15 protein-coding genes are annotated in these 18,777 nt (G+C 50.7%); 5 read left to right on the top strand and 10 right to left on the bottom strand.

The window, feature by feature from the left end; translation table 11 throughout:
* Positions 1–103: 103 nt before the first annotated feature.
* Positions 104–1,165, bottom strand: coding sequence for an NAD-dependent epimerase/dehydratase family protein (locus VGN67_RS11230; RefSeq protein ID WP_327486919.1), 1,062 nt, complete (start codon positions 1,163–1,165; stop codon positions 104–106).
* A 278-nt stretch (positions 1,166–1,443) separates the two neighbouring features.
* Between VGN67_RS11230 and VGN67_RS11225 the strand changes: the two genes are divergently transcribed.
* Positions 1,444–2,004 (top strand): GNAT family N-acetyltransferase, encoded by a 561-nt coding sequence (locus VGN67_RS11225; RefSeq protein ID WP_327486918.1) that lies wholly within the window; start codon positions 1,444–1,446, stop codon positions 2,002–2,004.
* Positions 2,005–2,197: 193 nt separating this feature from the next.
* Positions 2,198–3,157 (top strand): aldo/keto reductase, encoded by a 960-nt coding sequence (locus tag VGN67_RS11220; protein WP_327486917.1) that lies wholly within the window; start codon positions 2,198–2,200, stop codon positions 3,155–3,157.
* A gap of 49 nt (positions 3,158–3,206) precedes the next feature.
* On the opposite strand, the gene VGN67_RS11215 is transcribed toward VGN67_RS11220, so the two are convergent.
* From VGN67_RS11215 to VGN67_RS11175, 9 genes are all read right to left on the bottom strand, one after another.
* On the bottom strand, positions 3,207–5,936 hold the full coding sequence (locus tag VGN67_RS11215) for a PQQ-dependent sugar dehydrogenase (RefSeq protein WP_327486916.1): 2,730 nt from the start codon (positions 5,934–5,936) through the stop codon (positions 3,207–3,209).
* Entirely contained in the window at positions 5,929–6,648 is a 720-nt protein-coding gene (locus VGN67_RS11210) for a hypothetical protein (RefSeq protein WP_327486914.1), read from the bottom strand. The genes VGN67_RS11215 and VGN67_RS11210 overlap by 8 nt, the downstream gene beginning before the upstream one ends.
* 150 nt (positions 6,649–6,798) lie before the next feature.
* Positions 6,799–7,290, bottom strand: coding sequence for a DUF421 domain-containing protein (locus VGN67_RS11205; RefSeq protein ID WP_327486913.1), 492 nt, complete (start codon positions 7,288–7,290; stop codon positions 6,799–6,801).
* 11 nt (positions 7,291–7,301) lie between these two features.
* Positions 7,302–8,300 (bottom strand): potassium channel family protein, encoded by a 999-nt coding sequence (locus VGN67_RS11200; protein WP_327486912.1) that lies wholly within the window; start codon positions 8,298–8,300, stop codon positions 7,302–7,304.
* Positions 8,301–8,409: 109 nt separating this feature from the next.
* The gene (locus VGN67_RS11195) at positions 8,410–10,557 is read right to left on the bottom strand and encodes a TIM-barrel domain-containing protein (protein WP_327486911.1); all 2,148 of its coding nucleotides are present in this window, start codon (positions 10,555–10,557) and stop codon (positions 8,410–8,412) included.
* A 3-nt stretch (positions 10,558–10,560) separates the two neighbouring features.
* Positions 10,561–11,547, bottom strand: coding sequence for an aldo/keto reductase (locus VGN67_RS11190; RefSeq protein WP_327486910.1), 987 nt, complete (start codon positions 11,545–11,547; stop codon positions 10,561–10,563).
* A gap of 108 nt (positions 11,548–11,655) precedes the next feature.
* Positions 11,656–12,396: a TVP38/TMEM64 family protein gene (locus tag VGN67_RS11185; protein ID WP_327486909.1), complete on the bottom strand. Its 741-nt coding sequence runs from the start codon at positions 12,394–12,396 to the stop codon at positions 11,656–11,658.
* Positions 12,397–12,516: 120 nt separating this feature from the next.
* Positions 12,517–14,457: a KUP/HAK/KT family potassium transporter gene (locus tag VGN67_RS11180; protein WP_327486908.1), complete on the bottom strand. Its 1,941-nt coding sequence runs from the start codon at positions 14,455–14,457 to the stop codon at positions 12,517–12,519.
* An 89-nt stretch (positions 14,458–14,546) separates the two neighbouring features.
* The gene (locus VGN67_RS11175) at positions 14,547–15,851 is read right to left on the bottom strand and encodes an Nramp family divalent metal transporter (RefSeq protein ID WP_327487130.1); all 1,305 of its coding nucleotides are present in this window, start codon (positions 15,849–15,851) and stop codon (positions 14,547–14,549) included.
* A gap of 236 nt (positions 15,852–16,087) precedes the next feature.
* Between VGN67_RS11175 and VGN67_RS11170 the strand changes: the two genes are divergently transcribed.
* Genes VGN67_RS11170 through VGN67_RS11160 form a run of 3 tightly spaced genes read left to right on the top strand, consistent with a single transcriptional unit; the run spans position 16,088 to position 18,756 of the window.
* Positions 16,088–16,750 carry a metal-dependent transcriptional regulator gene (locus tag VGN67_RS11170; protein ID WP_327486907.1) on the top strand — a complete coding sequence of 221 codons (663 nt, stop codon included), beginning with the start codon at positions 16,088–16,090 and terminating at the stop codon, positions 16,748–16,750.
* A gap of 21 nt (positions 16,751–16,771) precedes the next feature.
* Positions 16,772–17,848, top strand: a complete 1,077-nt coding sequence (locus VGN67_RS11165; RefSeq protein ID WP_327487129.1) for an LptF/LptG family permease — start codon at positions 16,772–16,774, stop codon at positions 17,846–17,848.
* Entirely contained in the window at positions 17,845–18,756 is a 912-nt protein-coding gene (locus VGN67_RS11160) for a DMT family transporter (RefSeq protein WP_327486906.1), read from the top strand. Before VGN67_RS11165 ends, VGN67_RS11160 begins: the two co-directional genes overlap by 4 nt.
* The last annotated feature ends 21 nt before the right edge of the window (positions 18,757–18,777 follow it).

The following is an 18,777-nucleotide window of genomic DNA, read 5'->3' as shown; positions in this document are numbered from 1 at the left end:
GGCTAAGGCACAGGAATTTAAAAGAGGAGGAGCAGGTAAAAGGAAGAAAGAGCCGCAGAGAAAAAAATCTACCTCTGCGACTCCGGGTGTTTTGTTACAATAATTACTTCAGAATTGGCGCCAGGTCCTTTTCATTTTCGGCCAGCCACGCAGTGATTTCTTCCACAATCTGACGGATTCCTATCCGGGGTTTCCAGCCGGTCATAGCGGTCACTTTGGAGTTGTCGGTTACGTATAAACGGATGTCGGCGGTGCGGGTTTCGGCCACTGCCTTGATGGGTATAGTGCGGCCCGTTACCTCTTGGCAAACCTTGGTCAGTTCCTGCAGCGAGGCGCTGCTTTCCAGCCCGCCGCCTACGTTCAGGATTTCCCCGTTTACTTTATCGATGTTGTGCAACTGCCAGTCAATAAGCCGGTAAAGGTCAGCTACGTGTAGCATGTCCCGAATCTGTTTCCCGGTACCGCCGTACCCGAAGTACCCGAGTTGCTGGTCAAAATAATGCTTGGCAATCCAAAGTACCATGACGCCCTGGTCTACTTTACCCATTTGCCAGGGGCCGGTAAGTACACCGCAGCGGTTAATAATGGTTTTTAAACCGTAAAATTCGTTGTATTCCTGAATAATCAGTTCAGACGCCAGCTTGGTAGTACCATACAGCGAACGGGCTCCGTCGAGCGGAAACTCTTCGGCAATGCCCTTGGATGATACTCCTGAAACCGGCTGCTCATCGGCCAGGGCAAAGCGTGTCTCTTCCTCTACGAAGTTCAGCGTTTCGATGGTTTTGATGGGATACACCCGGCTGGTCGAAAGAAATATAAAGTCGGCCTTGTGCCTGAGGGCGTAGTTGAGGCAGTTCACCGTCCCGAACAGATTGGTGTTAATGAGGTAGTCGGGGGTACCGTCCAGGCCGGCCAGTACCGATGGCTCAGCCGAAGCCTCAATAACCTTGTCCACGGCAGGCAGCGCGTCAAAGTCTTCCTTACTACGGATATCACCGTGGACAAACTCTATCCCCTGCTCCTTCAGACGGCTGAGGTTGAGCTCTGAGCCCCGGCGCTTAAGGTTATCCAGCGCGAAAATTTGATAATCAGGATAATTTTGTTTGAGCGAAATAGCTAACGACGACCCCACGAACCCGGCTCCTCCGGTGATGAGTATTTTCATGAATAGATAATTGAATGAAAGGATGTCCGGGGTATATAACTAACTCCCGCGCCCAAAGTTATAATATTCCTAAAATTGGAGAAACAGACCGACTATTTTTCAGCGGGTACTTATCATCTACCCTCAGGTACCTAACCCCGCAGCCGAAGTTTAATCTGAACGTAAAATTGTACTTGAACCCGTACCCCGGCTGTCAGAGAAACCTGTAACTTTGTCCCTGACCTGTTGTTATCACGTATACTGGTTTTTATTGAAACTCCGCACCACTAAAATCTGATATGACTACTCCTTTGGTAGAAACCGGGCGATTCCGGATAGTACCGCTGACGCACCGACAGCTGAAAAAATACATAAAGACTGATTTTTCGCTGGAAAAAGAGCTGGGCGTAAAACCCGTTCCCCGTACAGTACCTCCGGCTTTGATGGAAGCGCTGGAAGTGATGCTGCTGCCCAGCATGGAGGGGCTCTTCAGCGTACCGCTTTTCTTTACCCTCTGGACCATTATCCATAAGCAGGAAAATATTATTGTGGGCGACTTGTGCTTTAAGGGCGACCCTAATGAAGCCGGGGAGGTAGAGGTAGGTTACGGCATCTATGACGATTTTCAGAACAAGGGCTACATGACTGAAGCCCTCGGGGGCATAATCCTCTGGGCGTTTCAGCAACCGGCGGTAAAGTGTATACTGGCCGAAACCGAACAGGAAAACCTGGCCTCGCAGCGTACCCTGAAAAAACTACACTTTGAGCAGTACCAGCAGGTAAACAACATGCTTTGGTGGCGACTGACGCCCTCTGCTCGGGTAGTACACGATAGTACTTCTCCCGGTAAGGCATTCTGAGGAGATAAGCTGTTATACAACAGGCTGCTTTTTATAGGAAGCCAGAATATGAAAAATGTTGAACGGGGAATTGTACAAGGCCTCCGGGGCCGGGTTGGTGACCGATAATGACGTCTGGCCCTAAACCTTCTTTTGCTTCTCCGGTTCCATAGTTAAAGCATTTACTATCTATCACAAACACTTTCCCTACTGTATGATGAAAATACTGCAATTCAGAAATGGCGATACAATGCCAGCTATTGGTTTGGGTACCTGGAAATCCAAAGAAGGCGAAGTATACAAGGCCGTCACGGAAGCCCTTCGTATCGGGTATCGCCACATCGATTGTGCGGCTATTTATGGAAATGAAGCTGAAATTGGCCAGGCTTTTAAAGACGCCATGGCGTCGGGTGTAGTACAACGGGAGGACCTGTGGGTGACCTCCAAACTCTGGAACAACGCGCACCGGAAAGAGCAGGTACTACCCGCGCTCCAGCAAACCCTGCGGGACCTGAACCTGGACTACCTGGACCTGTACATTATTCACTGGCCCGTAGCCCTGAAAGAGGGCATTGGTTTCCCCGGCAGCGCCGAAGATTTTCTTAGCCTGGATGAAGTACCCCTGTCCGAAACCTGGGAAGCCATGGAGCAGTGCGCCGAACAGGGGCTGGCAAGGCACATCGGCGTTTCTAACTTTAGCATTCCCAAGATAAAAAACCTGCTGTCGACGGCCCGGATCCGGCCGGAGATGAACCAGGTAGAAATGCACCCTTACCTGCAGCAGAACGCCTTGCTCAACTACTGTAAGCAGGAAAATGTTCACATCACGGCCTACTCTCCGCTGGGGTCCAGCGACCGGCCCGTACACCTGATTCAAACCAATGACCCGGTGTTACTGGAAGACGCCACTATTGCCGCTATTGCCGAAAAACACAGTTGCTCACCGGCTCAGGTCCTGATTAGCTGGGCGGTTCACCGGGGTACCTCGGTCATTCCGAAATCGGTAAGTCCCGTTCGTCTGCAACAAAACCTGGAAGCCGCTTCAGTGGCCCTGGATGGTGAAGATATGGCCCAAATTGCTGAACTCGACCGTGGCTTCCGGTTTATTAACGGAAGTACCTGGGCCAGGGAAGGTGCCTACTATACTACCACGGCTGAGCTATGGGATGAATAGATGAAGAGTATTAATTATTGTAGAAAGTAGGCAGGGACGAGAGCCCTGCCTATTCATTTTCACAACCTTCAATGGCCATATCGGCAAAGCTACCTTCCCTGGCAAAGAAATCTTCATTGAGTTGTATACTTTCACCGGCTTTATAGTATACCTCAACCCCAGACTCAACGGTATTGGTGGTTATCAGGTCAATGGCGGCAGCGTAAGGATGCGCTGGTGTTACAGTTAAAGTACCGCTAAGCGTTCTGTGCGCAGGGCATGGATCTCTTACCAAAAAGGTTTGATCGGCAAATACCCCCGCAGTAGCGTCATCTCCGGCTTCGTAGGCCCGCAGCTGTACATACCCCTCCTGCCCGGTCAGGGTTATTACTCCTCCATTAACCACGGCTGGTCCTCCCATAACGATATACCTGACGGCTCGCCCAGTACCTGCCGATGCCTCTAAGCCAAATGGGGGCGTACTGACAGTTTTATCACCAATAGTGGCAAAGCTTAATTCCTGGGCACTAAAAGGCCTTTTTACCGTAAAAGTCTGGTCAATATACCGGGCCTGGTTATAGCTGGCATCTCCATGCTGCGAAGCCCTTACGGTTACGGTTCCCGGTTTACCGATCAGGGTAAGCGTATTTCCCAAAACAGTGGCTTCACCCCGCACAATGTAGTACCTAACCGGCAAACCAGAAGTAGCAGATGCCTGTAGGGTAATGTGGGCATCGGTTGTTAGTTTATCAGCGATAAGGTCAAAAGACAGCGTTTGGCTGTTTTTGCCACAATTCGGATAAATAAACCGGTCCGCAAAGCTGCTGTTTCCTTCGGGATCAGTAGCGATAAAGCGGAACTTGTAGTAGTAGGACTCACTCCCTTCGTCTCCGCAGTACAGTGCATCCATGTTTAAACTTACTGACTGTGACTCCTGCCTTTTATCCAGATGCTCGTGTCCGTTGTGGCCCAGGTAAATTTCCCAGGTATATTTTAGCAATGCCGCATCGGTTTGTCCGTCAGTGGCTGATCCATTTAAATTAATCTGGAAAACATCGGACGGACTGGCCTGACTAAAAGCCAATTCGGCGTTGCCAATAAGCGGTGGAGCATTATTCAACGAAATCCAGAGCGAATCAGCAGCGGAAAGTCCGTACGTGTCAGTCACCGTCAGGATTACTTTAAATTTAACCGGCGCGTCCGATAGTGTAGAAAATTTGTGGTGAGGAGCCAACCCGGACTCCGAAGTACCATCGCCAAAATCCCAATTGTACGTGAGAAGATCACCATCCGGGTCGTAGCTATTCTGGCCATTGAGGCCGGTAGTAAGTACTTTATCATGGCTGAAGAGCGAATCCGCACTGATCCGGGCAACCGGAGGCCTGTTTCCTGGTGCATAACGAATCCTCCTGACGGAGGTCCGGTCAGAATAGTAAATACCGTTTCCGTAAGGACTCACGGCAATACTGAAAATACTATGTGAATTTGTAAAAAAACGCTTTACCCCAACCGGATGGTGGCCTTCATCAAATTGGATGTAGTTAATCCAGTTACCCGTGTAGTCAGCAATATACAAAGCACGCTGGTACTCCTCCGGGAAATCGTCGTGGTTATAAAAAGCCCCGATTACAATGGATGTACCCGACATGGAGGCATCGTTGTCCGGTAGCGAACCCAGGGGTGTAATGACGGAGCCGTTACGGATTTCGCCCCCGTTGCGGTAAGCCAGAATCGGTTTTTCCCATTCGGTAGGATAGACCTTTTCCGGCCGGTAGTACCGGTGGTTCATGCCTTCGTAGAAAGGCCAGCCAAAATCAAGACCGGGTTGGTCTACCAGGTTGAGTTCATCAAAGTCAGATTGGCCAACATCCCCAATCAGTATTTTACCCGGATCATGGGGGTACTTACCCGTACCCGGGACATGTACTAATTTCCAGGGATTCCGTAGTCCCTTTGCCCAAATCCTGGATTGAAACGAACGCCGATCAGCGGCATCGTAGCCCGGGTTACCCGGTAAGCCATCGCCCGTAGCGGGGTCGAGTCGTAAAAGTTTACCCGAAAATGAATAGTCGTAAGGGCTCCGAAACATGCCAATATCCTGGTCTTCGGTCATAATTCCATTGTCAAGCGCCGATTGAAAGGCAGTAGCCGGATGAGACCCAAAATCCTGGTTATCGTACATTCCCCCGTCACCAATGGAAATCAGGAGAGAGCCATCTCCACCGAAACAGATGCCACCACCCATGTGGTAAAAAGAAAGAATGGGAGCACCCATAGCGGGGGTTTCTCCGAAAAGACTTACCCCGGTAGCCAGATTTGCCGTTGGAAAAGTAGCAGCAGGATTGGAGACTGTATAGCGGCTAACGCGGAGTATCCGGGCATAGGGTGAGCTATCATAACTTGACAGGGGAATGGCTTCCGGCTTTACAGCATAAGACAGGTAGATATAGCCATTGGTTAGGAAATTGGGGTCTAAGGCAAAACCAATAAGTCCCAGGTCACCCTCATCTTCGCATTCCGAGGAAATATCTATCAGGGGTACACTGGCCTTTACACCATTATTAATAACCCACACCGCTCCATCGTGTTGCCAGGCAAAGAGCCGCCCGCTTTCATCAAATGTAATACCTACCACAATGCCGGACCCACTGAATCCCGCCACGGCCTCGTCTACAAATCCTGCTGGCTGCGCAAAGGCCCTTCCGGCCCCCAGGCATAGTACCAGCACTACCAGAAGCGGCAGTCTGAACCGAAGGAATAGTTGCCCCTTACAGCCGGTAAAAGGTAGTTGATTAGTCATTGCCGGCGGCGGTTAATTTCCCTTCCAGCAGCTCTATTCGCTTTTCCTGCTGTATGATATAGAGGGTAAGTTCTTCAATCTTTTCCAGCAACCTGGCCTGCATTTCGGCTACATCTACTCCCTCCTTCGCTACGGTTTCGGCCGATGGTACCCGGGGTAGATGACCATTTTTCTGAATAAACTTTTCTACCTCTTTTAGGGGTAAAATAGGGTACTCCGGTTGAAAAACATAGTCGGCCCACTTACTGGAATTAGCAATAGCCACCCGCATACTGGTAGCCAGTATTCCTCCGTTCACGTACAAACGATATCCCTCGGGGGTATTGACCATGGGCCCCATCACAAAGCGGCTGTTTTCAATGGTCTGTACCAGGTCGGTACCCGCCACTTTCCGCCAGGTTTCGACGCCCAGTTTCTGCCAGGCAGGGGTTGAAGTAGTATTGGTAAAATAATACAACCCACTCGAATCCGGCACATAGGCCAATAAACCCACAGCGGGTGAGCTGATGGAGGTTAGCTGGGAATAGGAAAGCCGGGGAATCAGAAGTCCCTGATTAGAACTGTTAAGTTCCAGGACAGCCGAGGAATGGGGGGTAGGTGCCGGGGAGCCAATGACTATACCGTTCTCAGAAAAATTAAGCAGGCCGGATTGGCAGCAGGCGGTATGCCAACCCAAGGTAAAAAACGTTAGCAAAAGTAATAGCGGCCTCATACGCACAGGATGTTTAATTACACCCTACCTACCAGCAATAAAAATGCCGATTGTTAATTTTGCGATATAAATTTCGGAGCTTCTATCTCAGGAAGAGCAATTCTCTAATTTGCTGACTTACAAAACATTAAGCTCAATTAAGAAAAGCATCTAATCCCCATCCGTTTTCTTTATGACTGAAAATGAGCCGTCTGTTTCCAGAATAATTGTTTCAACCTTGTCCAGGCCACTTAGTCCTTTTTTTCGGACGGCCCCCAGTAAGTCATCTTTCCGGACCCGTTCTTTGCGCATATTTTTTTCCAGCAAGTTGCCCCCGTGGAAAAGTAAAGTAGGCTGAGAGGTGATGAGTTTTGAAAAGAAGCTGGAACGTACTTCAATAAATGAAAATATATACTGAAGCGAAACCAGCAGCAGAAAGGTTGTCAATGACTCCGCTACCGACACGGTTTTGGCCGTAAGAATCCGGCCAAAAGCAGACCCCATGGTAATGGTAATAATAAAGTCAAAGGCGTTCATACTGGCCAGAGTGCGCTTTCCCGACATACGCAGCAGTACTATGATACCCAAATAGGTAAGGGTCCCTACTACCAGAATGCGGAGAATAGGCTCCCAGCCACTCCAGAAAAATACAGGATCATCCATAGTCCAATTGGTTAGTGAGGAGCCGGCCAGTGCCAGGCTCCGTTGTTTATATTGCCCAAAAGAAGCTTTCGCCTTTCGGTCAGGTCTTTAAATTTTTGGTGAAACTCCCGCTCCGGTATTGTAGGAATTCCCTGCTTACTGATGCTGGCTAAATCAGGTCTGGGTGGTTCTTCGTCCGCGACCTGGATAAAGGCAGATTGAAGGGTAGTCAGATAACTATCAATTGATTTCCGGGCCGAATTGAGGATAGTCCTTGGGGGATGAAATTTCTCTTCTACTCCAAATTCAATCAGGGTCAGAGCATCATCCAGGATCGCGACTGCCATATTCAGCGATTTCTCCATCTGCACAGCATGGTAATAGTGCAGAATGGGAAAAGACATATGCTGTTCGTTGATTAGGGCCAGTTGCTGGGACAGCGAACTCAACTGTAACTCAATGGCCCCAAAGTCATTTTTGTGCCACTGCTGTATTACGAATTCTTCGGAGGTCTTGCCAATACCTGTTATCTGGCTGGCCAGAGCCCGCTTCTGGGATACAGCGGCTACAACCTGCAATACATACGTTATCAGCAGCGTAACCATGCCCATACCACTGAAAGCCACCAGAGCACTAAGTACCTGCCAGGTATTTCCATTAGGAATAAAATCTCCGTTGCCGACCGTAAACATGCAATAGGCCACGTACCAGAGCACATCCGTAAAGTCAGAAAGGGCACCCGTAGAACTGTTTACGATGGCCATGGATTGAGAATAGAAAATAAGGGTCCAGCCCAGCCACAGCAGGAGTATGTAGGAGACCACCGTTCCAAAAAGGATGAGGGGGCCAGCCAGACTCAATAGTTTATGATTGCCAGTACCAAATACCTGGCGAATCAACTTCCAGAACCAGGAGGTGAGCCTTGAGGTGAGAGGAGCCGAATTACCATCTACCCAAATAGTAGTCCATAGCCCCTCAATATAGGTCCAGACTACTAACACAATCCCTGAAATCAGTAGCAGTACATTCATTTTTTCAGCAGTAGGTCTGTTATTTAACCCGCTGATTTGGACATTGTTTGCCCGGATGTCTCCTGATTCAGGTAGTTTTTATGGTTTTTAGTGAACAGATTCCAACAAATTATTGGGTCATGAAGCGCCAGGAAACGGTACCTACCGAGTTGGGCTTGCCCGGCTCAGCTACCGCAAGGGTACCTTTCCACTGGCCGTCGGGCTGGCGTTCTACCTTTATCTCCCGCCAGCTATACCGGCCTTTTTCGTAGTCAAAGGTTTCGCCGTCGTCATCGTAGAGCAGGTACTTACCATTCTTTTGGCCGTAATGCCTGATTTCCATATCCACCCGTTCCCCGGCTTTGGGCGCATGCAGCCGGGGCGCCATCAGGGGTATAATACCCCCGTCTTTTACAAATACGGGAATTTTATCCAGATCCGCCGTGACACTGATTACCTCACCGTTGCCCACGAAAGTACCCGTGTAGAAGTCGTACCACCGGCCTTTGGGCAGGATAACCTTACGGGTGCTTTGCCCGGTAAAGAGTGGTGCCACCAGCAGGTACTCTCCGGCCATGTATTGATCCTTTACCTCACGCGTAACGGCCTCTTCGTAGGGGTTTTCTTCCAGGCTGGCCGAGTTCTTTTCTTTTCTGGCTTCCTGACCAAAGCCCGCTTCCAGGTTCATGGACCGGAACGGCGGGGTACCCTGGTAGTGGTACTTTGCAAACTCGGTATACCAGTAGGGCATCATCTGCATCCGGAGCTGGGCCATCTGCTTTACCTGTTCGGCTACTTCCGGAAATGACCAGGGCCTGGTACCACTGGACCAGGCGTTGATCATGGCCATGGGCGAGAAACAGACCGTCTGCATCCGGCGCAGCCACTCCTCACCGGTTTTGGATGCCCGTACTTCCGGCGTCCAGAGTACCCCGGAATAGCCGCTGTTGATCAGGGCTGTTATGAAGTCTTCGTGGCTGTAATTGTCATTATAAATAACGTAGGGGAAGGACGAACCACCCGCATTGGAGGCGCGTACCAGTCCGTAGGTACGGGTATTGTTTTTCCTGAATAAGTCAAAGGTATGCTTTTGTACCAGCAGTCCGTAGGTTTGGCGCATTTGCTCGGCGCTGTGTCCGGACGGAAAAGTGGCTACATCCGGCCACAGGTAAGAGTCGTAGCCATCCACTTCGTCGATTTTGTACCCGCTCACGCCAATACGCACGTGATCCTGCTCAAACTTGGAGAAAAGTACCTCCCGCGCCCGGGGCATACTCAAGTCCGGCACCGCCCCTACCCACACGGTATGGGAGGCGGTGAAGGGGGCAATTTCAGGATAAATGGAAGCCTCCGGCGACACGTAGGGGTTAGTCCAGAGATTAATGCGTACGCCTTTTGACAAGAGTTCCCTTACAAAACGTTCAGGTTCCGGAAAGCGGCCTTTGTCCCATTCGAAGGTACAGGGGTAAGACTTGCTCTGCCAGCCGGGCTCCAGTCCGATAAAATCCAGTGGGTAACCCTTTTCTTCAAACTCCCGGGCTTCCCCCAGTACCTGTTCGGCCGTGTAAAGGCGGTGTACCCGCTGCGTAAAGCCCAGGCCCCAGCGCGGCGGCAAAGTACCCCCGCCATTAAACAGATTGAACCGGCGTACGGCATCCAGCGGACTGGGACCCGCAAATACGTAAAATTCCAGTCCGGCGGCCGGTATAAGTACCTCAACGGCATCTGAGTAGGGCCGGGCACTCCAGGTTTTGTCGGTGTTACGGTCTTTGAGTTCGGGAGGATTTTTGCTGTCTTTCCGTACCGCCGAACCGGCGTAAATATCCAGGTACCGGGCTGAGTTTATCAGTACACCGTACCCTTTCGACGATACATAAAACGGAACGGGCGCGTGCGTGCGACCATTATCTGATTTGCCATAATGGTCAACGTGCAACTGCAGGATTTTACCCCGCTGGTGTACCGTCTGAAAGTTGAGTCCGAATCCATACAGCTGTTCGGTTCGGTCCAGGGGGAGCCGGAGGTAGGTTTTTCCATCCTGAAACCGGACTTTAATCTCCTCCCGCAGCAGCGGGAACGGTGCTTTTTCCAGGCGGGCAAGGGCCGTCTTATTGGGAGTTACGTCGGCGGCCGTAAGCAGGTTGTAGGCTTCGGGTTTGCCCGCCACCGCCTTCCATACCCCCGGCGCCACCTCCGTCCACGACAGCCCCTGGGCAGAAACGGATAAGGTAATTAATAGAAATTGAAGTAAAACGATAACCCGATTGAGTGGCTTCATGATTTACCAGAGATGATGTACCTGGCCTTTGATGGTCCGCTCGTAAAGGTCCTTGATGGCCTCCAGCTCAGTGGTAGCCAGCGGCGGTAGTTCCTGGGCGTGCAGGTTAGAAACTACCTGCTCCGGGCGCGAGGCTCCCGGAATAATACAGCTTACTTCCTGAAAATCCAGGATCCAGCGCAGGGCTACCGGTGCCAGATTTTCGTAGGCGGAAAAAATTTCTTTCAGCTCCTTTACCGCGTCTACGCCGGTCTGGTAGTCTATACCCGAGAACGTTTCCCCCTTGTCGAAGGCTTCGCCGTGGCGGTTGAAATGGCGGTGGTCACCTTCCTTGAAGGTAGACTGCTCATCAAACTTCCCGGTCAGCAGGCCACTGGCCAGAGGTACCCGCACAATAATACCCACATCGCGTTGGCTGGCTTCGGAAAAGAACAGTTCGGCGGGTCGCTGCCGAAACATATTGAATATAATCTGGACGGTGGTGACGTTGGGAAACTCGATAGCTTTCAGGGCTTCTTCCACTTTTTCGACGCTTACCCCCAGGTGCTGTATTTTTCCTTCCTGTTTCAGGCGGTCAAACAGCTCAAAAATTTCGGGACGGTAGTATACCTCCGTGGGCGGGCAGTGCAGCTGAATCAGGTCCAGACGCTCGAGGTTCATGTTCTGGAGGCTGTCCTCCACAAACTTCCTAAGTACCCCGGGCCGGTAGGCTTCGTTGACGTGCGGATTAAGCTGCCGACCGCACTTGGTAGCAACGTAGAGCTGCTCGCTGCGATTCCTGACCAGCCGGCCTACGGCCTTTTCGCTCTCGCCGTTTCCGTACACATCGGCTGTATCGATAAAGTTAATGCCGGCATCTACGGCCGCATTAAGTATGCCATCTGCTCTTTCGTGACTAAACGTCTCGCCCCACTTCCCGCCTACCTGCCAGGTACCTAAGCTGATTTCGGATACTCTGAAATCAGTTTTTCCAAGCCGTCTGTACCTCATGTGTATTGGTTTTTAGGTCAAAAAGAAGATAAATATAGTATTGAATAAAGCTGGTGAAGCGGGGGTTCTACTACCTGCCTGGCGCTCCTTTACTCTGGCCGGGTGGGTTTATGCCTGCTTTTTTTCTTTGGCTTCGGGTCCCCATTTTTTGTCCCACCAAACATACAGTCCAAAACCAACCAGACAGATTGCACTGGCCCAGATCAGCCCTCGCTGCAGACGCTCAATATCGCCGCCCAGGTAGGCCATAAGTATAATAAGCGGACTGATTCCCAAAGCAGTACCCAGCATAAACCGCCAGTACTTCATACACGTAAGACCCGCCACGAAACTGATGGTATCATTGGATAAAAAAGGCGCCAGTCTGAATACCACCACCGTACCCAGTCCGTAGTTTTCGAGGTAGGTTCTCATTTTATGTTCGGCCTTTTCACCCAGGAGCGCCAGCAGGGTGTGCTCGCTCAGCGATTTTCCAATAAAATAGGCGATGGTGGAAGCAAGAAAGATTCCGACAAAAGCCAGGCCACTTCCCCACCAGGGGCCATAGGCCAGGGTACATACCAGTATCAGCAGCCAGGAAGGAATAACAAAGGCTACCATTTGTACTATAAACAAACCCAGCAATAACAGGGGTCCCCAAAATTCGAATTGAGCAATCCAGTCGGCAATGCGGGACTCATCATTACTGGTAAGTACCTGCCAGGCTTCGCGGCAAAACTCGCCAAACGCGGGTAGTAGAAAGTAAGCCGCCACTCCTCCTCCAATGATAGCGCCTGACAACACCAGGGGCAGGTACCTTACCCAACCCGAGTCGGCAGAAGTGCGGTCGTCTTTAATAACAGAGTCCATGGAATTAGAATAAATGATTGACAAACTTTATCAAAGAATTATTCCAGGACGCCACAAAAAACCACAGATTGCGGCCAATCTGTGGTTTTTCATTAATAATTATGTCAGGTACCCGGCTTACTAGCTATATACCCGCTTGAGTTTTACATTTTCGATGGGACGAATCACCAGAGGTACCTTTTCAACTTTAACGGAACTACTCTCCAGCCGGAACCACTTATCTTCGGCCGTAGTAATTCCTTTAAGGGCGAAGTAGGCTTTCATAACCAACTGCTCAAAAAACGGCAGGTCGTTCTCCACGGACAGGAAGCGCTCGAGTACTACAAACCGGAAATCGCCCGTTACGTTATGCCGGCTAAGCGATTCGTAGCGGCTGGTAATATCTACCTCGCGGTTTTTTACCATGTCCTCAATTACCTTTTTAAAGAACAGGTTGATACGCTGCTCCACCCGGAATCCCAAACGGAAGGTTACCTTAATGACGTCATCTTCCGCGATAACATTGACCTTATATTCCATCGTATACGGGTCATCGGTCGTATCCACATGAACAAACCAATAGATATCCGCCCGTTTGGGTCGCTTCTGGAATATAGAATAAATAATTTTACTTTCAATTTCAGATACCCTAGAAGCATTGGACATGAATATCAGGTGCGTCGTGTACTTCGGAATACTGATGTCGTTGCTAAGTTCGCGCAGCGCGGGCAGGTACTCGTCCAGTTTTACGTACTCAGTCAGGCGTAGCTTAATATAGAAGGCGCGCAGCCAGACCACCATAATCAGGCCTACCATACTGGCCAGCAGGAGCGATGCCCAGCCGCCATGGGTAAATTTGAGCAGGTTGGCGCCCAGGAAAGCAAGCTCAATGGATAAATAAAGTACCAGAAACCCAATAACCCACCATATATGGACCCGGTGGACATACAGGTAATAGCTCATCAGGAAGGTAGTCATGACCATGGTCATGTTCACCGCCAGTCCGTAGGCCGCCTCCATGTTGGCTGACTCCTTAAAGTACAGTACAATACCTACACAACCCGCCCACAACAGCCAGTTAATACTGGGTACGTACAGTTGCCCTTTTTCATTGGTCGGATAAATAAGCCGCACTTTGGGCCAGAAGTTAAGCCGGATAGCCTCCGAAATAAGGGTGAAAGACCCCGTAAGCATAGCCTGACTGGCAATAATAGTCGCCAGGGTGGCAATGGCAATGCCCGGCAGCAGCCACCAGGTTGGCATAAGTTCATAAAAAGGCTTACGCCCGTGTAAAAACTCGCCGGCGTGGACAATCAGCCAGGCCCCCTGTCCGAGGTAGTTAAGCAAAAGAGCTATTTTGACAAAGCCCCAGGTAGCCCGGATATTCCCCCGGCCGCAGTGCCCCATATCCGAGTAAAGCGCCTCCGCTCCGGTCGTACAAAGAAAAACCGAACCTAACAGCCAGAAACCCTCGGGATGCTCGGCTAATAACAAATATCCGTAGTAGGGATTAAATGATTTAAGTACTTCGGGATGCTGTACAATCTGGTTCAGGCCGAGTACAGCCAGCATAGCGAACCACACTATCATGATTGGGCCAAAGGCCCTACCCACCATTTTGGTACCAAAGGCCTGCACCAGAAAGAGCAGGGTGATTATAGTTAAAACAATGGGGATGGTTTCAATGGTAGGATAAATAATCCGGAGTCCTTCAACAGCTGAGGACACCGAAATGGGCGGCGTAATGACCCCGTCGGCCAGCAGGGTACTTCCCCCGATTATGGCCGGTATGGTAAGCCACTTGGCATGGCGGCGTACCAGCGCAAAGAGAGCGAATATCCCTCCCTCACCCCGGTTGTCGGCTCGTAAGATCAGGATTACGTACTTAATGGTCGTTTGCAGGGTAAGCGTCCAGATTATACAGGACAAGGCCCCGTAGATTACCTGTTCGGTAATACCGCTCTCCCCTATAATAGCCTGCATTACATAGAGGGGAGAGGTACCTATATCACCATAAATAATACCTAATGCGACTAAAGAGCCCGCCAGGGAAATCTTGTCCGTATGTTTGTGGGTGTCCATGTTTTGTCGGCCGGAAAACGGCGGAAGTTAGGAAACAGCCCGCAAAGATAGTACCGTTATTGGATTAAATGTAAGATTTGATTTTTAACCTACTCCATGAAAAAATTCAATAGGAGGTACCCGTTTAGCACCACAATAATAGAGGTAATTATCCAGCTTAGGACCGTGAGGCCACGGCTGTTGGCAAAACGTCCCATGAGGCTCTTGTTACTAGTAAATAGTACCAGGGGCACCACCGCAAAGCTGAGCTGCAGCGACAGGATTACCTGACTCAGTACCAGTAGTTCGGTAGTACCGCGCTCACCATATATGATAGCCACCACCAGGGCGGGTACTATGGCAATCAGGCGCGTAATGAGGCGGCGCAGCCAGGGCTTGAGGCGCAGGTTCAGAAAGCCTTCCATGACAATTTGCCCGGCCAGGGTACCCGTCAGGGTGGAGTTCTGGCCCGAAGCCAGCAGCGCCACCGCAAAGAAAATACTGGCTAGTTTGGCTCCCAGCAGCGGGTCCAGCAGGTGGTAGGCGTCGGTTATGTCGGCTACCTCAAAGCGACCATTGTCATGAAAAGCCGCTGCCGCCAGAATCAGAATAGAAGCGTTGATAAAAAACGCCAGCCCCAGCGATACGGTCGAGTCAATGGTAGCAAAGGTAATAGCTGACTTTCGGCCCACATCGTCCCGCTTGTAGGCCCGGGTCTGGATTATACTTGAGTGCAGGTACAGGTTATGCGGCATAACGGTAGCCCCCAGAATACCAATGGCAATGTACAGCATGGACGAATCGGTAACAATCCGGGTTTGGGGTACCAGTCCACCCATGATACCGGACAGCGAAGGCTGGGAAACGATCATTTCGTAAAGGAAACTTACCAGGATAATGGCAATGAGCCCCCCCACGATACTCTCGAGGAGCCGGAAACCTTTCTTTTGGAAATACAGGATCAGCAGTACGTCAAATCCGGTCAGTACCACGCCCAGCGGTAGGGGCATCCCAAACAGCAGGTTCAGGGCAATGGCCGAGCCAATTACCTCGGCCAGGTCAGTGGCCGCAATGGCAATTTCGCAAAGTACCCACAGCACAAACGACACCGGACGGGAGTAGTAGTCGCGGCAGGCCTGCGCCAGGTCACGCCCCGTGGCAATTCCCAGCTTCAGGGACAAATGCTGCAGCAACATGGCAAAAAGGTTCGAAATAAGAATAACCGACAGCAGGGTATACCCAAAGCGGGAGCCCCCTTCAATATCGGTAGCCCAGTTGCCGGGGTCCATGTAGCCCACGGCTACCATTAACCCCGGTCCAATAAAAGCGCGCATCTTTTTCCAGAACCCCGCTCCTTCCGGTACCGCAATAGAAGCATGTACTTCGGGTAAGGAGGGTAGTCCCCGACGCTCCATTGCCCCTAATGGTACTTCTTGTTTTTTATTTTGTGAGGGCATATCATAGGATAATTCTGACTTCATAGCTGTACCTTTAACCAATAGTCTTAAAATAAGTTTTTACTATTTCAATACAAATCTAAAAATTTATTTAAACATATTTTTAGACCAGTCTAAATTTTTTTAATTATACTAAGTAAAGTGTACTTTTGCGTTAAGACAAAAGAAAACCTTCGCAACCAGCAGAGTAGCCAATGCAGAATTCGTTCACCGAAGAAAACTATCTCAAGATCATCCACAACCTGTCCGGACGGGAAGATCTGGAAGTGAGTACCAACGCCCTGGCCGAAAGTACCGCCACCAGGGCGGCATCCGTGACGGATATGCTGCGCAAACTGGCCGACAAAGGGCTGATCCACTACAAGAAGTACCAGGGGGTGCGGCTGACCGAGCAGGGGCAGACGCTCGCCCTGAAAGTAATCCGGAAACACCGGTTGTGGGAGGTTTTTCTGGTGGAAAAGCTGGGGTTTGGCTGGGATGAGGTACACGACATAGCCGAGGAACTGGAACACATTCCTTCTGAGCGCCTGGTAGAGCGGCTGGATGCTTTTCTGGAGCACCCCCAGTTTGACCCGCACGGCGACCCTATTCCCGACGCTAGGGGCAACATGCCCGTGCCGAATTATACCAAACTTTCTGAGGTGAACACCGGACATAAGGCCCTGATGATGGGGGTACTTGAGCACACACCGGCTTTTCTGCAGCACCTCGACCGCTCCGGCCTGACCCTGGGCTGCCAGATTGAAATCCGGGAAATAAATGAATTTGATAAATCAGCCCTGATCCGGATAGATAACCAGCGCACTTTGTTTGTAAGCCAGGAAGTGTCCAAAAATGTACTAGTGCAACGCCTTTAAGGCTTGTTTTCCTCTATGAAACTGAAAATCCTGGATCGCTATTTACTGAAAAATTTCCTGCTGACGTACCTGTTTGTGGCCCTGGTCATCGTACTGATTATCTGTATGATTGACTATACCGAAAAAGTCGACAACTTCCTTAACAAGCAAGCCCCGGCCCGGGCCATACTTTTTGATTACTACCTCAACCTGATCCCCTACTGGGCCAACTACATCAGTCCGCTGATGGTGTTTATTGCCACGGTATTCTTTACCTCGCGCATCGCCGCCCGCACCGAAATCGTGGCCATGCTGAGTACGGGTATCAGTTTCGGGCGGTTGCTGCTCCCCTACTTCATGGGCGCCATAGTACTGGGAAGTCTTACGTTTTATCTGGTGGGCTGGGTGCTGCCCAAGGCCAACAAAGTCCGTAACGCTTTTGAACAGAAATACGTCAAGGATGAGTTTTACTACGACGGCCGGAATGTTCACATAAAGATTGCTCCCGATGTGTACGCTTACCTGGAAAGCTACAATGTCGCCACCATGACCGGCAATAAATTTACGCTGGAAACCATCAAGGAAAACAAGCTGATACAAAAGCTGTCGGCGGACCGGATTGTGTGGCAGCCCGAAAAGAAAAAGTGGTCTATTCACGATTACCGCGTCCGGACGCTGGATAGCTTACGCGAAAGCCTTACCCACGGCGCTCAGGTAGATACTACGATTAACCTCACCCCCAAGGACTTTGAGAGTAATTATAACCTCTTCGAAACCTTTACGCTACCCGAACTGAACAGCTACATTGAATTGCTGCAAAGCCGGGGAGCCGACGGCGTTGAGGTATACCTTATTGAGAAATACACCCGCTTTACCCAACCCTTCGCCATCCTGATCCTGACGGCAATCGGGGTTATAGTGTCGGCCCGCAAGAGCCGCCGCGGCGTAGGCTGGCAAATTGCGATGGGCTTTGTACTGGCTTTTATTTATATCCTGTTTTTTCTGCTTTCGAAGGGAGTAGCCGAAGCCGGTAACATCAATACGCTGTTAGCGGTATGGCTGCCTAATATTGTATTTACCTTTATAGGTTTGATTTTATTTAAAACCCTGCCCCGATGAGCCCGCCCGCTTCACCGCCGCTTCGCTCGTACCTGCTGCTGCATTTTCTGGTACTTATCTGGGGGTTCACGGCTATTCTGGGCCTTTTGATTTCGGTATCGCCCGTGGCTCTGGTGCTGTACCGCACGGTGCTGGCGGCGGTAGGGCTGGCCGTGGTACTTTATGTGCAGAAAAAGAAATTTGCCCTACCGCGTACCGACGCCGTTCGGATGCTGCTGGTGGGGTTTCTGCTCTCGATGCACTGGATCTTGTTCTTTGCTTCGGCCCGGGTGGCTACCGCTTCGGTATGCCTGGCGGGTATGTCTACTACCTCCCTCTGGACCAGCCTGGTTGAACCCGCCATAAACCGCCAGCGCATCCGTCCGCTCGAAGTAGGGCTGGGACTGGTGGCCGTAGCCGGCCTCTACATCGTTTTCCGGTTTGAGTTTGACCACGCTACCGGCCTGCTCCTGGCGTTGGGTTCGGCGGTACTGGCGGCCCTTTTTACGGTATTCAACAGTCACCTGGTACGGCGGTACGATGCCTTTCTTATTACTTTTTACGAAATGATCGGGGCGAGTATCTGTTCGGTACTATTTGTGTTACTGTTTCAGGCCATGGGCTGGACCGAAGGTACCTCCCTCTGGCCCAGGGCTACCGACTGGCTGTGGATACTGGTACTGGCGTGGGTATGTACGGTCTATGCTTACTCAATGGGCACCCACCTGATGAAACAGTTTTCGGCTTATATGGTTAATCTTACGGTAAATCTTGAACCCGTTTACGGAATAGCCCTGGCTTTTCTGATCTTTGGGGAGAAAGAGCGAATGACCACGGGCTTTTATTTGGGTACCCTGGTCATATTGCTGGCAGTACTAGCCTACCCACTACTAACGAAATGGCAAATTAAAGTCAGGAAAAACGCATAAGTTTATATTTTTGCCTCGCAC

It is taken from the genome of Telluribacter sp. (assembly GCF_035998675.1).
Lineage (GTDB): Bacteria > Bacteroidota > Bacteroidia > Cytophagales > Spirosomataceae > Telluribacter.
Note: the sequence above shows the minus strand (reverse complement) of the source record. Positions and strands in the feature narration are given on the sequence as shown.